General features: G+C 65.0%; 1 protein-coding gene. It reads right to left on the reverse strand.

The window, feature by feature from the left end:
• A partial coding sequence (locus EN807_RS33995) for an aldo/keto reductase (RefSeq protein ID WP_135938052.1) occupies window positions 1-317 on the reverse strand: 317 nt, incomplete at both ends.

Raw genomic sequence — 317 nt, forward strand, 5'->3', positions numbered from 1 at the left:
GTTATACCTTGGCCCGGACACCTTATCGGGCGTCAGCGCCATGTCGAGCCCCAGCATCTCGGTCGCATCGAGCGTGATGTCCGCCGCAGCGACATTTTCCTCCAGATAGGTCCGCCGCTTGGTGCCGGGGATCGGCACGATGTCGATGCCGAATTCCGGCCCCTTGGCGAGCAGCCAGGCAATCGCCACCTGGCCGGGCTTGACGCCTTTTGCCGCGGCGATGTCGCGCACCGTGGCGGCCGCCGCGACATTCAAGTCGAAATTCTCGCCCTGGTAGCGCGGGTCGCCGCGCCTGAAATCGCCTTCCGGATAATCCT

It is taken from the genome of Mesorhizobium sp. M5C.F.Ca.ET.164.01.1.1 (assembly GCF_004792125.1).
GTDB classification, from domain to species: Bacteria; Pseudomonadota; Alphaproteobacteria; order Rhizobiales; family Rhizobiaceae; genus Mesorhizobium; species Mesorhizobium wenxiniae.